Genomic DNA, 12,798 nt, shown 5'->3' with positions numbered 1-12,798 from the left:
CAATAGCGAATGGTTGCGGGAAGGGGAAGGGCGAGAGTGCGCTCAGGTCATCCCAAAGCGCGCTTTGAAATACGAGTCGACCTTCTGATAGGCAGGTTCGTGAAAATGCAGCGTCAGGAGGGAATGACCCTTTCCGGGATATTCGACCGTTTGCACCAGCCCACCAAACGCGTTTTCAAGCGCATGCATCAACCGTTGAGGCGACATCTTGTCTTCGGCATATCGCATGGCCAGGGCAGGGCCCTTCGCCGTCATGCCTGATGAGGCTTCTCCGATGTCGTGTTTGCTCATATGCAGTTTGCCGCCGCCCAGTAACGGCAAGCCGGGTTGGGCGGCCACGCCACCCAGCACCGCATCCTCGGCCATCAAAGTTAGGGCAAAGCTGCCGGTCAGGCACATGCCGATAACGCCGACACCCTTGCCGCCTTCACGATCCCGGATGTCGCGGGCCAGCGCCCGCATCCAACCGGAGATTGGGCTTTCACGGCCTTTCAGGAACATGTTGATCTCACGCCGGACGCAAAACAGGCGGGCAAAGTTCTTTGCGGTTTCTGTTTTGCCAAAGGTGCCAAACAGATGTGGCAGATACACCCGAAAACCGGACGCATTCAGTCGCTGCGCAAGCTCCAGCGTCTCGGTGCCGATCCCCGGCAATTCCTGCAGGATCATGATGGGGGGACCTTCGCCGCCAACATAAACGTCATGGGTGGTCTCAATCCCCGTGGTCAGGGGGGCGGTGAACGGGAAAACGGTATCATGTGTCCAGGTCATAGGGTTCAGGCTAGCCCAACTGGATGCCTAGGGAAACGAATTTCCCGGCCTGCGTCTGGACATCCCAATCGCGCGGGCTAGGCTCGCCCAAAGATCGTGCAGGAGGGGTGCCCCGTGGAGAAATTCGGCAAAAGCCAACCGGTGAAACGGACCGAAGATCAACGGTTTCTGACCGGGCAAGGGCGCTATATGGATGACGATGTGCCGGAAAATGCCATGTTCGCGGCCTTTTTTCGCAGCACGGTGGCGCATGGCGAAATCACCTCTCTGGATCTCGATGCCGCACGCGCCGCAGATGGGGTGCGGCTGGTCATGACGCTCGCGGATCTGGCAGAGACCGGCATCGATACAGTTCTGAATGCCGCCATTGTCGACAACCGCGACGGAACAAAAGGGGCCGCACCCGACCGCCATATGCTGGCCGACAAACGTGTTCGTTTCGTGGGTGAGCCTGTGGCCGTGGTGATCGCTGAAACGCGGGTTCAGGCGCAGGATGCGGTGGAACAGATCTGGATGGAGACAAACGATCTGCCCGCCAAACTCGATCTGGCGGCGGGAGGGGAACCCTTGCATCCCGAGGCCCCCGATAACCGCGCCTTTGACTGGGGCATGGGGGATGAGGTTGCGACCGAAGTGGCGTTTCACTCGGCTGCTCATACCGTGGCGCTGAATGTGCTGGACAACCGGGTGATTATCAACTCGATCGAACCGCGCGGCTGTCAGGCCAATTGGGTCGATGGGCGTCTGCACTTTGCCTATGGGGGACAAGGTGTGTGGGCGATGCGGGCGCAGCTGTCCCAGAAGCTGGGGCTTGATCCCGAAGACATCCGGGTCACCACCCCTGATGTTGGCGGCGGGTTTGGCATGAAGGTGATGCCATACCCCGAATACTTCTCGGTCGCCGTTGCGGCGATGAAACTCGGCCAGCCGGTTCACTGGATGTCAGACCGATCCGAGGCGATGCTGTCTGATCACCATGGTCGCGATCTGACCTCGTTAGCCGAGCTGGCCTTTGACGAGGACCACAAGATCACGGCCTATCGGGTTCACAGCAAATGCAATCTGGGTGCTTATAACAGCCATTTTGGCCAAGCGATCCAGACCAACCTTTTCAGCAAGGTTCTCATGGGCGTTTACGCCGTCCAGACCACCTATTTGCGCGTTGAAGGGATCTACACCAACACCACGCATGTCGATGCCTATCGGGGCGCGGGTCGGCCCGAGGCGATCTATGTCCTCGAACGCATCATCGACCGGGCGGCGCGCGAACTGGACGTCGATCCGTGGGAGTTGCGGCGCAAGAATTTCATTCGGCCCGACGCGTTCCCTTACAAAACGGCGACAGGCGAAACCTACGATGTGGGTGACTTTGACATGGTTCTTGGCCTTGCCGGGGATCAGACACGAGGGTTTGAAGCGCGCAAAGTTAAAGACGCCGCGCGCGGCCTGATCCGCGGGCAGGGCCTGTGTTACTATATTGAAAGTATTTTGGGGGACCCTTCTGAAAACGCCAAAGTGGAGTTTTGTGAGGATGGAACGGTGAACCTGTGTGTCGGAACACAATCGAACGGGCAGGGCCATGAAACGGTCTATGCCCAGTTCCTGTCCGACCAGACCGGCATTCCCGTCGATCAGATCACCGTTGTGCAGGGCGACAGCGATCGGTTGACACACGGCGGCGGTACGGGCGGATCCCGTTCAGTGACGGTGCAAAGTACCGCGACGCTGGTGACAATCGACAATATGATTGCCGCATTCATGCCCTACCTTGCGGATAAGATGGGGGTCGAGGAAAGCGATATGACCTTCGACCATGAGACCTTCCGCGCGTCTGGATCAAATCTGACGCCCACCCTGACCGAAGCCGCCGAGATGGCGCGCGCCGATGGCCGCACCGACCTGCTGCAGCACGAGGCGCGCGCGAACCTGGATGCGCGCAGCTATCCGAACGGGGCGCATGTTGCCGAAGTCGTGATTGATTCTTACACTGGTGAGGCGGCGGTAGATCGCTATATCGTCGTCGACGATTTCGGCAATCTTATCAATCCGATGCTGGCTGAGGGCCAAGTTCACGGCGGGGTGGTTCAGGGCATCGGTCAGGCCTTGCAGGAACGGGTTGTGCATGATGCGGATGGACAACTGCTCACGGCTTCGTTCATGGATTACGCCTTGCCGCGCGCGGCAGAGGTACCCATGATTAAGTTTACTTCGGCACCGGTTCCGTCAACCTCCAATCCGATGGGAATGAAAGGCTGTGGTGAGGCCGGTACCGTCGGTGCGCTGGCTGCGGTGGCTAATGCGGTTCAGGATGCGCTCTGGGATTATGGGGTGCGACAGGCGGACATGCCTTTCACACCACACAAAGTATGGGAATTGCTGAATAATGGTTCTGTCTCGGCTAAGTAGAAAGGTTCTGGGGTGGCTTGGGCGGCCTCTGCGGTCCGAGCACTCGCCCGAGACGCGGCACCGCGAACCGGTCAGCCATGTGATCATCCTTGATGGCACCATGTCCACGCTCGAACCGGGCTTTGAAACTCATGCTGGTCAAACGCTGCGCCTGTGTTGTGAGATGGGCAGCAAAGTCTCGGTTTTCTACGAATCCGGGGTACAGTGGGAAAGCTGGAAATCCTCGCTCGATGTGATGATGGGGCGTGGCATCAATCGACAGATCCGCCGCGCTTACGGTTATTTGGCGTCGCGTTACAAACCCGGCGATCGGATCTATTTCTTCGGCTATTCCCGCGGAGCTTACGGCGTCCGCAGTTTGGCCGGCGTCATCGACATGATTGGGCTGCTCAAGGCCGAACACGCGACAGAGCGCAACATCAAGCAGGCCTACCGCCACTACGAATGCAACTCAGGCAGCGCAGCGGCTGGCGAATTCCGCCGCGAATTCTGTCATGATGGCGTGGCGATCGAGATGGTCGGAGTTTGGGACACAGTCAAAGCACTCGGTCTTCGCCTGCCGATTCTATGGCGCTGGGCCGAGGGGCGCCATGCCTTTCACAACCACCAATTGGGTCCTGCGACGCGTCACGGGTATCACGCCATGGCACTTGATGAGACGCGCGAGGTCTACGAGCCCGTGCTATGGACTTGCACGCCGGATTTTCAGGGTCATGTCGAACAGGTCTGGTTCCGCGGAACCCATGGCGATGTCGGTGGGCAACTGAACGGGTTTGAAAACGCCCGCCCACTCAGCAATATCTCGCTGATCTGGATGCTGGACAAGGCAGAACGGCACGGCCTACCGCTGCCTGAAGGCTGGCGCGACCGTTTTCCAACCTCGGCAGCCGCACCTTCGGTTGGAACTTGGCGCGGCTGGGGCAAGATTTTCCTGCTGCGCAAACACCGTAAAATGGGCCGGGACCGCTCGGAAAAGCTGCATGTCTCGGTCTCACCAGATGAGTTGCCCCGATGGGTGCCGATGCCGGATCTGCCCTCGCACCCGGCGCAGTAGTCCGATCAGTCAGGGGTGCAGACATTCCGAACAGGAGCTTCGTATAAGTCAGGGTTCTGTATGCGATCAAAGCGGAGGCGTCTGGGTGACCAGTTGTAGAATTCAAACTCATCTACGCGTTGGACGACCATAAGGCCGTGAAAGTGCCAATTCGTGTTCGAGTTGAGATAGGTTCGTGTTGAGTAAAACGAAAACCCCCGCAATTCCAATGGCGAACTGATCGCGGAATTTAGACGATGATGAGCAATACAATAAGGCGCACCGTTCGCAATACGGGCGGCCTGAACAGTCGTGACAGGGACCGCCTTCAACGACCAGACTGCGGCGATTGCTGACAAGACAATCCCAGTCCCGGCGAGGCGAGGTGGCTTGTCCGCCGAAATCAAAATGCTGGAAGCTACAGCGGTCGACAGAGTGAAGCCGTGTGACAAAACCAGCAAGGTTGAGGTTGGAGAAGCCTCAAAGAACCAAAAGATCAGCGTCACAAATAATCCAAATGCAAAGGTTGCAAATGAAAGAACATAAGCCAACGGGTTGGGAATGGTGCGCAACCCAATCCATATCAGACTTACAATCAGTGTCGGAACAAGTGGCGCGAACCACACAAGCAGGTAAACAGCAACTGCAATAGACACAAAGAAGGAATCGTACTTGTCGAGCAAATCAAAAACGCGGGTCTCAAGTGGCTCAAAATAGGCGGCAAAAATCAACAGTGCATAGACCGAGAACAAAACTCTGATTTTCATTTAGCGTCTAATCAAAAAGAGTGGAAACCTGCTCGGCGCGACAAGCAACCAAAGCACTCTCAATATCCTGCTGCAAGTTTCGCGTCAGCGACAGGTCCGGCAAAGCATCAGGCGCAAAAAAGGCGGCCTCGCTTGTTTCTGCGCCAGCCTGCGGAGCATCCGCGCCTACCTCATCACACAAAAAGAACAGCTTGTAGAAATCCCGCGCATCCGCTGGATACGGATGCCGCGCCTTGTGCCGCAGTGCATAAAGCTGTTGCGCCTGAACGCGCAATCCGGCCTCTTCCCACACTTCGCGTTCAATGTTTTCTGCCGGAGAGCTGCCGATATCCGCAAATCCACCCGGCATCGCCCATTTATCGTCACTGCGTTCACGGACTAACAGAATGTGCCCGTCCCGGATCACGGCACCGCGAATGTCGATGCTGGGCGTGGCATAACCACCCGTGTGTTCGGAAATCAGCCCGTTGATCCGCGACAGGGGGACCTGACCCAGATCCGACAGCATGTCGCGCGCAATATGGACGATCTCGTCATAGCGTTCGCGGTCAAACGGGTCTTTGGTGAAGTGCTGGCCGGTCTCGGCCAGCGCCAGCAATCGTTTTGCCCGGGCAAGCCAGGTATCCTCCATCGCTGTCGGATCCTGGCGCACGAGCCCTAGCGCCGCCGGTCGCGGCGTGAACTCATTGGTTGGAAGGCGACGCCCACATGCGCTTCGCAATAGGGTTTGCCGGCTTCAACGGGCAGTCCGCAGAACCAGAAATCCTCGGTCGCAGGGTCACCGACAGGCCATTTGCAGGTTTTCTCGGTCAGTTCCATCAGCGTCAGCTTCTTGGCCTTCTTCTCGATCTCGTTGACCTTTGCCAAAGCTTCGGGGCTGATCTCATTGGCCGAAGGCTGCGGCGGCAGCGGTTGACCGGCAGGAATGATCTGACGGCGTGCCGGAATGGCGGGTTTCGCTTCGGCCGCCGGGGCAGGGGCCGGGCGCGCGGGCTCGGTCTTGGGTGTCGGTTTGGGCTTGGCCTCGGCCTTTGGTGCGGGTGCCGGCTTTTCCTTGGGTTCCGCTTTGGCCGGGCTAGCGCCGGTTGCACGGTTCGACAGGCCCAGGCGATGCACCTTGCCGATCACGGCATTGCGGGTCACCCCGCCCAGTTCCTTGGCGATCTGGCTGGCCGACTGGCCCTCGCCCCACATTTTCTTGAGCAGTTCTACGCGCTCGTCAGTCCAGGACATCGTTAGCCTTTCAAAAAGCGGGAAAGCGGCCCCGGTACCGGGCCGCCTTCGGAATTCGTCTCAGCCCCCTATTCTAAACACTGCAGCCCGAGTTACAAGCTATCTTCGAATCAGTTTAGGGGCAGAACATGCAGATTCTTACCGATCAGCCAGAGCGTCGGTTCGGCGCGATCAACTGGATGGGCCTCTATACGCTGGCTCAACGCGAAACACTGCGCTTTCTGTCGGTCTGGACCCAGACCCTGATGGCGCCGTTGGTGACGGCCGGGTTGTTCCTGATGATTTTCAATATCGCCATCGGACCGGGCCGTCCTGATGTGATGGGTGTGCCGTTTCTGACCTTTCTGGCACCGGGTATCATGATGATGACCGTGATCCAGAACGCTTTTGCCAATACGTCTTCCTCTATGGTGATCGCCAAGGTTCAGGGCAACATCGTCGACACATTGATGCCGCCGTTGTCGCCACTAGAAATCCTGTTGGGCTATCTGGCCGGTGGCGTTGTGCGCGGCGTGCTGATCGCCTGCGTTGTGGCCATCGCTTTGGCCCTGGTACTTGGGTTGGTGCCGCAACACCCCCTGATCGCCTTGATCTTTGGTATTCTGGGTGGGGCCTTTATGGGTGCGCTTGGGTTGTTTGCAGGGATCTTTGCCAACAAGTTTGACCAGATGGCAGCGATCACCAATTTCATCGTCACCCCCTTGGCCTTCCTGTCCGGCACGTTTTATTCGGTCGAAGCCCTGCCGCCGCTGTTGAACGGGATCAGCCATGCAAACCCGGTTTTTTATCTGATCGATGGGCTGCGCTATGGCATGATCGGTGTTTCAGACAGTGCGCCTTTGGTGGGGTTTGCGGTCTGCAGCGGTGCCACCCTTTTGGTATGCGCTGTCACTTGGCAAATGCTGCGCACCGGCTACCGGCTCAAGGCCTAAACACTTTCGGAACAGGCCAACCGTCCCCTACCTGATACGGGCCTCACGCCAAACAAGGATCAGGCCCCCGGTCAGAATGATACCTGACCCCACGATGCTGATGGCATCAGGGATCACGCTGAAAACAATAAAGTCATAAAGCGCCGCAAAGATCAGCGTTGCATAGCTGATCGGAGCCACAAAGGATGCATCGGCCCGTGCCATGCCATTGACGAAACAGGCTTGCGCGCAGGCCATCAGCACCCCGATGCCAGCCAGCGCGGCCCACTGAGCGGGCGTTGGCATCTTAAACACGAAACTGACGGCGACGCTGGCAATTGCCAACCCCATTGCGTTGTTGACCAGTAGGATCTGGATCGGAATTTCCCGGCCCGAGAGTTTTTTGATAAAAATCAGCTCCATCCCGATCACCACCGCAGCCGTCAGCGCCAGCAGCGCCGCGGGCTGAAAGCTGTCTGGTGTCGGTCTCAGCAGGATAAGCGCACCAGCTAGGGCCACGGCTGCGGCGAGCCATCGCCAAGGACCAACCCCTTCTTTCAGCAGTGGGATTGCCAGCAGCATCGCAAAAACCGGGTTCAGAAAGGAAATCGCCGTGGCATCCGCCATCGGAATGAACGCAACCGAGGCAAAAATCAGGGTGATGCCCAGCCAGCCAAAACTTGTCCGCCCGATATGCAGTCCCCAATGCGGGCGTCGTAGCGTTGGACGCAGCACCGCAATCGCGCAAAGGATCACCAGAAATGCAAACATGAACCGGCCATGGCTGATCTGCATCGGATGCAACGGCGGGCCCAATGTGTCTGTTCCCAACGCTTTGGCCAAAAGCGTGGTGCTGGCCAGAAACGCACTGGCGATAAAGATGAGCAATGCCGCAAGGGGCGGATTATGGCTTTTGGGGACAAACATGCGTAAGCGGTGCGGCAGTGCGCTGCAAATGGCAAGCCGAAAAACATGCACCGCGAGCCGTCAGCCGTTTATTCGCATTAAACAAAATTCGGGGTTTCCAGATTGTGCGCACCCCGCTATACGGCCTGCATGATCAAACTCGCATATATCCTGCGCCTCCGACGCAGACGCTTTACCGCGTAACCGGCCCGTTTGATCCATTTGCGCCGCCCAATTGGCGCAAACTCCACCAAATCAGTTGACGAACCCAGCCTCAGTGTATCAGTCACGAGGTCAAACCTACCTGAAAAGGATGATCCGATGATCCCGTCCGTTCTGCCGACCTATAATCGCGCGCCCCTGACTTTCGTGAAGGGCGAAGGCGCCTGGCTGACCGAGGCAGACGGCCGACGTTTTCTGGACCTGGGTGCCGGGATCGCGGTTAACGCGCTGGGTCATGCGCATCCAGCGTTGGTGAATGCGCTGACAGAACAGGCGCACGCGCTGTGGCACGTGTCGAACTTGTACAACATCCCGCAACAGCAAGCGCTGGCCGACAAACTGGTTGAGCACACCTTTGCCGACACTGTGTTCTTTACCAATTCAGGCACCGAAGCGTGTGAGCTGGCCGTGAAAATGGCCCGCAAGTATTTCCATGACAAAGACCAGCCCGAGCGGGTCGAGATCATCACCTTTGATGGTTCATTCCACGGGCGGTCCTCGGCGGGTATCGCCGCTGCCGGGTCCGAAAAGATGACCAAGGGATTCGGCCCGCTGCTGCCCGGTTTCGTGCACCTGACCTTCGGCGATCTTGATGGTGTCACCAACGCCATCACCGATCAGACCGCCGCGATCCTGATCGAACCCATCCAAGGCGAAGGCGGCATCCGTCCGGTCCCCGACGCTGAACTTAAGGCGCTGCGCCAGATCTGTGACGACAGCGGCTTGCTGCTGATCCTGGATGAAGTCCAATGCGGCGTCGGTCGGACCGGCAAGCTGTTTGCCCATGAATGGGCGGGCATCACACCCGATATCGTGATGGTCGCCAAGGGCATCGGCGGGGGATTCCCGTTGGGCGCTGTGCTGGCAACCGAAAACGCGGCCTCCGGCATGACCGCAGGCACCCATGGCTCGACCTATGGTGGCAACCCGCTGGGATGTGCCGTCGGTTGCGCGGTTTTGGATCAGGTGGCTACGCCTGCCTTCCTTGAAAGCGTTAACCGCAAGGCGGGCCTGTTGCGCCAAAAACTTGAGGGCCTGGTCGGAGCACACCCTGAGGTTTTTGACGAGGTGCGCGGCTCCGGCCTGATGCTGGGTCTCAAATGCAAGGCACCAAATTTGGATGTTGTGCATGCAGGGTATGAAAATGAGGTCATTACAGTGCCCGCCGCCGACAACGTCATCCGCCTGCTGCCACCTCTGACCCTGACCGAAGATGACATCGCTCAGGCGATGATCCGTCTCGACAAAGCCGCCACTCAGGTCGAGGCCGTCCTCGAATCCGCCTGATCTTCATCTTTTTTCAAATACTCCGGGGGTCCGGGGGCAGAGCCCCCGGTCGCCGATAGCCAAAAGTGACACGATATGAACCACTTCCTGGATATTCACAAAACAGACGCTGCAGAATTGCGGTCCATGATTGATCAGGCCGGTGCGATGAAACAGAACCGCCTTGGACGTCCTAAAGCCGCCCCTGATGGCGACCAGCCTCTGGCCGGTCGTATGGTTGCGCTGATCTTTGAAAAACCCTCGACCCGAACCCGCGTCTCGTTCGATGTGGGCGTCCGCCAGATGGGCGGGCAAACCATGGTGCTGTCGGGCAAAGACATGCAGCTGGGCCATGGCGAAACCATCGCCGACACCGCTCGCGTGTTGTCGCGCTATGTCGATATGATCATGATCCGGACCTTTGATGAGACTATTCTGACCGAGATGTCAGAATACTCCGATGTGCCCGTGATCAACGGTCTGACCGACCGCACGCATCCCTGCCAGATCATGGCCGACGTGCTGACGTTCGAAGAACACCGCGGACCGATTAAGGGCAAAAAAGTTGTCTGGACTGGCGACGGCAACAATGTCTGCGCCTCGTTCCTGCACGCTGCAGGTCAGTTTGGCTTCGACCTGACGTTCACTGGCCCGTCGCAGCTTGACCCCGAGGAGGAATTCATCGGTCTTGCCCGCCAGAAGGGCTCAAAAATCATTGTTGAGCGAGATCCCCACAAGGCTGTCGAAGGCGCGGATCTGGTGGTCGCCGACACCTGGGTTTCGATGCACGATTCCCAATCCGCCAAAGAGCGTCGCCACAACATGCTGCGCCCCTATCAGGTCAATGCGGAACTGATGAGCCACGCCAAACCCGATGTGCTGTTCATGCACTGCCTGCCAGCCCACCGCGAGGAAGAGGCAACCTCCGAAATCATGGACGGCCCCAACTCGGTCATTTTCGACGAGGCCGAAAACCGCCTGCACGCCCAGAAGGCTGTGATGCGCTGGTGCTTGGGTGTCTAATCCAACCGGCGTGTACTGATCGCCCAGACGCGCAAATCGGCGAGCATCTTGATGCTCGCCGACAAGACCAACACGCACAGTGCTGTCTTGGTCATGATCTCCATGGTGCCTTCAATCAGCATCGCATGCACCACGCTGCCCAGAACAGTCACGCTGGTCAGGGTCGTATGACCCAGCCGCCACGTCCGAAATCGCAGGTGCAACCGACGACGCCAAAGCGCCAAAAGCGCTGCTGCGAACAACGCCCACATGGCAATCACACCCCAGGCTGAAAACGGGGTGGGTGAAACGAACAAGAGCGCGTCCACCATATCCGGTGGGCTGGTGATCCACAGACCAACAACATGGACCACGATCACTGCCACCAAAGCCCCTCCGACCCATCGGTGAATGTGTCGCCTGCGGAGTGCAGACAGTCCCGGCAGGTATCCGCCCGCCAGTAAGGGCTGCAACAGCAACAGAACCATACCGATGATCCCGGTAAATCCGGCCACAATATACACTGGTGACCGCCACGCCAGAAACGGGCTGTAGGTTGCGGCGACAATTGGAATTACCGAAACAAGTGCCAAAGCCCCCCAGATCAGGATCGTACGCGTGCGGCTCACCGAAGATCGTCCGCTGCGCTCAGGCCGGTTGCAGGACGAAATGCGCGCTCAGTGTCTTGTCGTTGGAGCTGGCCATCACCGGGCGCAGGAAAACGGTTTCGAACTCTGCGCTGTCATAGGCCAGATGCCCGTGCGGCTGACCAAAGGCTGGTACGATCTGCGGCATCTCCAGCCGGAATTCTCCGTTCGCATCGGTCAGGGTTGCACCATGGCTCTGAGGGTCGCGCTCATACCCTTCGGTCGTGTGCGCCCAGATTTGAATGCGCTGCCCCGACAAAGGTGCGCCATCCCCGGCGCGCCGGACAGTCCCCGTCATCCAGAATCCACCACCGCCAATCCGATCCACGAAGGGTGCGCCGGGGCGATAGTTGTTGGACCCGCCCCGCATCGACGGCGTCGGCGCGAGCCCCGAAGCTTTCGCAGGGAGCAGCAAACCCGATGTCAAAATAGCCCCTCCGGCAGCGATCAAAGAACGACGAGTGATTGGAGCACCAGACATAGAAATCTCCTGTAATGCGTGACAACCCTGTCCCTTAAGATAGGCGCAGACACACCCAGAACCAAACAATAGCACGATGGCCGCCAATCCCGAGCCTGAACCGGCTGATATCAGTCCCGCCCTCGCCCTGATGATCGCGGGACAGGTCGGGTGGCGTGATTTTCTTTGACGGTCTACGAACCGGATGTAACTCTCACCTCCACCCAAGTGAACACACCAGAAAGGGTGGCGCATGACCTCTCAAGACCCAATCTCAGCCGAAGACATTGCGGCGTTCCGGCGCGATGGTGCGGTCGTGCTGCGCTCCAGGTTTGCGCCCGAGTGGTTGTCTCTGCTGCGCGACGGTATCGACGCCGATCTCGCAACACCGACTGACAATTTCACGCGCCACACCAAAGACCCTGATGCTCCGGCCTATTTCGAAGACTACTGGGCCTGGAACAAGATCCCGCAATTTGAAGAATTTGTCCGGAAATCTCCATGCGCACCACTTGCTGCGCAGCTGCTGGCCGCGCCTTCGGTCAATCTGGTGATGGATAACTGGTTCCTGCGCGAAGCCGGTTCAACCTCGCGCCCGCCCTTCCATCAGGATTTGTCCTATTTCGATTTTGAGGGCACGATGTGTGTCCTCTGGCTGCCGCTGGAACCGGTGAGCAAGGATAACGGCATTGCCTTTGTGAAAGGATCGCATCTTTGGGACAAGCTGTTCATGCGGGTGCGCTTTGCCGATGGGCACCCCAGCTACGAAGCCACCGAAGTAGCGGGCCGAACCTATCATCCGCCCCCCGATATCAATGCTGACCCCGAAGCCTATGACCTGCTGCAATGGGATATGGATCTGGGCGACTGCATCTTTTTCGACATGCGCACCCTGCATGGAGGGTTGTCTTCAACCACCCCATCCGAAACCGCGCGCCGGTTCACCCTGCGCATGACGGCACCCGATGGCATGATCCGCTATCGCGGTGATTGGGCCAAAGATGAGCGTGCACAATTCGAAGCCGCAGGCTATCGCGAAGGAGATCGGATTGCCGGCTCGTTTTTTCCGCAGCTCTGGCCTCGCTAGCGCGGCCCGTATCGCATTTTGATTGTGCGAAATTGCGCTTTACTTGCCGTTGATCGGCAATATCTCATGCATGATCGAACGATGCGC

General features: G+C 58.4%; 13 protein-coding genes. 6 read left to right on the top strand and 7 right to left on the bottom strand.

The window, feature by feature from the left end; all coding sequences use genetic code 11:
* Nucleotides 1-42 precede the first annotated feature (42 nt).
* Nucleotides 43-771, bottom strand: coding sequence for a dienelactone hydrolase family protein (locus tag D9K61_RS11550; protein ID WP_120633401.1), 729 nt, complete (start codon nucleotides 769-771; stop codon nucleotides 43-45).
* A 114-nt stretch (nucleotides 772-885) separates the two neighbouring features.
* Between D9K61_RS11550 and D9K61_RS11545 the strand changes: the two genes are divergently transcribed.
* Nucleotides 886-3,177, top strand: a complete 2,292-nt coding sequence (locus D9K61_RS11545; RefSeq protein WP_120633400.1) for a xanthine dehydrogenase family protein molybdopterin-binding subunit — start codon at nucleotides 886-888, stop codon at nucleotides 3,175-3,177.
* Nucleotides 3,155-4,231, top strand: a complete 1,077-nt coding sequence (locus D9K61_RS11540; protein ID WP_120633399.1) for a DUF2235 domain-containing protein — start codon at nucleotides 3,155-3,157, stop codon at nucleotides 4,229-4,231. The genes D9K61_RS11545 and D9K61_RS11540 overlap by 23 nt, the downstream gene beginning before the upstream one ends.
* Before the next feature lie 5 nt (nucleotides 4,232-4,236).
* Here the strand turns inward: D9K61_RS11540 and D9K61_RS11535 are convergent, their stop codons facing one another.
* Genes D9K61_RS11535 through D9K61_RS11525 form a run of 3 tightly spaced genes read right to left on the bottom strand, consistent with a single transcriptional unit; the run spans nucleotide 4,237 to nucleotide 6,210 of the window.
* Nucleotides 4,237-4,977, bottom strand: coding sequence for a hypothetical protein (locus D9K61_RS11535; protein WP_120633398.1), 741 nt, complete (start codon nucleotides 4,975-4,977; stop codon nucleotides 4,237-4,239).
* A 7-nt stretch (nucleotides 4,978-4,984) separates the two neighbouring features.
* On the bottom strand, nucleotides 4,985-5,608 hold the full coding sequence (locus D9K61_RS11530; protein ID WP_120633456.1) for an NUDIX hydrolase: 624 nt from the start codon (nucleotides 5,606-5,608) through the stop codon (nucleotides 4,985-4,987).
* A 26-nt stretch (nucleotides 5,609-5,634) separates the two neighbouring features.
* Entirely contained in the window at nucleotides 5,635-6,210 is a 576-nt protein-coding gene (locus D9K61_RS11525) for a GcrA family cell cycle regulator (protein ID WP_120633397.1), read from the bottom strand.
* 128 nt (nucleotides 6,211-6,338) lie between these two features.
* Between D9K61_RS11525 and D9K61_RS11520 the strand changes: the two genes are divergently transcribed.
* Nucleotides 6,339-7,142 (top strand): ABC transporter permease, encoded by an 804-nt coding sequence (locus tag D9K61_RS11520; RefSeq protein WP_120633396.1) that lies wholly within the window; start codon nucleotides 6,339-6,341, stop codon nucleotides 7,140-7,142.
* 27 nt (nucleotides 7,143-7,169) lie between these two features.
* Here D9K61_RS11520 and D9K61_RS11515 read toward each other — a convergent pair whose 3' ends face one another.
* Nucleotides 7,170-8,048: a DMT family transporter gene (locus D9K61_RS11515; protein ID WP_120633395.1), complete on the bottom strand. Its 879-nt coding sequence runs from the start codon at nucleotides 8,046-8,048 to the stop codon at nucleotides 7,170-7,172.
* 300 nt (nucleotides 8,049-8,348) lie between these two features.
* Between D9K61_RS11515 and D9K61_RS11510 the strand changes: the two genes are divergently transcribed.
* Entirely contained in the window at nucleotides 8,349-9,536 is a 1,188-nt protein-coding gene (locus D9K61_RS11510) for an aspartate aminotransferase family protein (protein ID WP_120633394.1), read from the top strand.
* 75 nt (nucleotides 9,537-9,611) lie between these two features.
* Nucleotides 9,612-10,538 (top strand): ornithine carbamoyltransferase, encoded by a 927-nt coding sequence (argF, locus tag D9K61_RS11505; protein ID WP_120633393.1) that lies wholly within the window; start codon nucleotides 9,612-9,614, stop codon nucleotides 10,536-10,538.
* Here argF and D9K61_RS11500 read toward each other — a convergent pair.
* Both D9K61_RS11500 and D9K61_RS11495 read right to left on the bottom strand, forming a co-directional pair.
* Nucleotides 10,535-11,146, bottom strand: coding sequence for a ferric reductase-like transmembrane domain-containing protein (locus tag D9K61_RS11500; protein ID WP_120633392.1), 612 nt, complete (start codon nucleotides 11,144-11,146; stop codon nucleotides 10,535-10,537). The genes argF and D9K61_RS11500 overlap by 4 nt on opposite strands.
* A 19-nt stretch (nucleotides 11,147-11,165) precedes the next feature.
* The gene (locus D9K61_RS11495; protein WP_120633391.1) at nucleotides 11,166-11,645 is read right to left on the bottom strand and encodes a twin-arginine translocation pathway signal; all 480 of its coding nucleotides are present in this window, start codon (nucleotides 11,643-11,645) and stop codon (nucleotides 11,166-11,168) included.
* A gap of 232 nt (nucleotides 11,646-11,877) precedes the next feature.
* Here D9K61_RS11495 and D9K61_RS11490 point away from each other — a divergent pair, with 232 nt between their 5' ends.
* Nucleotides 11,878-12,711 carry a phytanoyl-CoA dioxygenase family protein gene (locus D9K61_RS11490; RefSeq protein ID WP_120633390.1) on the top strand — a complete coding sequence of 278 codons (834 nt, stop codon included), beginning with the start codon at nucleotides 11,878-11,880 and terminating at the stop codon, nucleotides 12,709-12,711.
* Nucleotides 12,712-12,798: the final 87 nt, after the last annotated feature.

The sequence above is a fragment of the Ruegeria sp. EL01 genome, from assembly GCF_900313035.1.
Lineage (GTDB): Bacteria > Pseudomonadota > Alphaproteobacteria > Rhodobacterales > Rhodobacteraceae > Ruegeria.
The sequence above is the reverse complement of the archived record's forward strand: the minus strand, read 5'-3'. Positions and strand labels throughout refer to the sequence as shown.

Bases quoted from the DNA above. Each gene is read 5' to 3' on its own strand.
- D9K61_RS11550 (WP_120633401.1), bottom strand. From the start codon at position 771: ATGACCTGGACACATGATACCGTTTTCCCGTTCACCGCCCCCCTGACC.
- D9K61_RS11540 (WP_120633399.1), top strand. From the start codon at position 3,155: ATGGTTCTGTCTCGGCTAAGTAGAAAGGTTCTGGGGTGGCTTGGGCGG.
- D9K61_RS11535 (WP_120633398.1), bottom strand. From the start codon at position 4,977: ATGAAAATCAGAGTTTTGTTCTCGGTCTATGCACTGTTGATTTTTGCC.
- D9K61_RS11530 (WP_120633456.1), bottom strand. From the start codon at position 5,608: ATGGAGGATACCTGGCTTGCCCGGGCAAAACGATTGCTGGCGCTGGCC.
- D9K61_RS11525 (WP_120633397.1), bottom strand. From the start codon at position 6,210: ATGTCCTGGACTGACGAGCGCGTAGAACTGCTCAAGAAAATGTGGGGC.
- D9K61_RS11520 (WP_120633396.1), top strand. From the start codon at position 6,339: ATGCAGATTCTTACCGATCAGCCAGAGCGTCGGTTCGGCGCGATCAAC.
- D9K61_RS11515 (WP_120633395.1), bottom strand. From the start codon at position 8,048: ATGTTTGTCCCCAAAAGCCATAATCCGCCCCTTGCGGCATTGCTCATC.
- D9K61_RS11510 (WP_120633394.1), top strand. From the start codon at position 8,349: ATGATCCCGTCCGTTCTGCCGACCTATAATCGCGCGCCCCTGACTTTC.
- argF (WP_120633393.1), top strand. From the start codon at position 9,612: ATGAACCACTTCCTGGATATTCACAAAACAGACGCTGCAGAATTGCGG.
- D9K61_RS11495 (WP_120633391.1), bottom strand. From the start codon at position 11,645: ATGTCTGGTGCTCCAATCACTCGTCGTTCTTTGATCGCTGCCGGAGGG.
- D9K61_RS11490 (WP_120633390.1), top strand. From the start codon at position 11,878: ATGACCTCTCAAGACCCAATCTCAGCCGAAGACATTGCGGCGTTCCGG.